Source organism: Clostridium arbusti SL206, from assembly GCF_000246895.1.
GTDB classification, from domain to species: domain Bacteria; phylum Bacillota; class Clostridia; order Clostridiales; family Clostridiaceae; genus Clostridium_I; species Clostridium_I arbusti.
Window position 1 is genome coordinate 1 of sequence record NZ_BAEV01000201.1, and the last position, 785, is coordinate 785.

Genomic DNA, 785 nt, shown 5'->3' on the forward strand with positions numbered 1-785 from the left:
ATTTATAATCTTTGTTATTATTATAATTTAAATCTTTTATATCATAATTTATTTTTTCTATAATTCCATATAACTGATATAAATAACTCATTTCCCTTAGATTAAAATTATCGGTAAGAAATACAATAGCTTTAGAGTATTGAGTATTTACAGGTATATAAATTGGATATTTATTTTCATCATTACTTTCAATATTTCTTATTGATCTTATGCTCTGAAATATTGCAGTACATATATCTAGTTGTAGTATATTAGCATACTGACAAGTATTTTTTCTTCTTATATTATCTTCTAATTTTCTGCTTTCATTAAATATTTCATTTTGAACTCTTACACTTTTATTAGTTGTACTTTTAGCTATTAAATAACTGCATATAGCACCAATAATCGCCCCACTTATAATTGCAGTAGCCGAGATTATTTCTCTTAAAAAGGCTTTTGGCATACTATTCACTCCCTTTGCTGCAAAATCAATGTTGTATTTTAATTATCAATTTTATATTTTATTCACTTTTCAAATTATTATTCAAAATCAAAAGTTATATAAAAAAATTTGATTGTAATAGCATATATATTACAATCAATATATGCATTATGTAATTGTTAGTTTGCTTAGAACTCATCTATTCCCTATTATTAATGTATAATTTTAATAAAATTTATATATTTAAATTTTTATTATTTACTTTTATAAGTTAATTCCACGAATACAAATAAGCTTTAATACCAAATTTTATCATTAGTATTAAAGCTTTTATTTTGAAAAAACTAAAAATATCATAATA

1 protein-coding gene is annotated in these 785 nt (G+C 20.9%); it reads right to left on the reverse strand.

What is annotated here, in order from left to right; genetic code table 11:
• Nucleotides 1-445, reverse strand: a 445-nt coding sequence (locus tag RH99_RS18050; RefSeq protein WP_010241822.1) for a hypothetical protein, incomplete at its 3' end; no start/stop codon positions are given.
• Between the last annotated feature and the right edge of the window lie 340 nt (nt 446-785).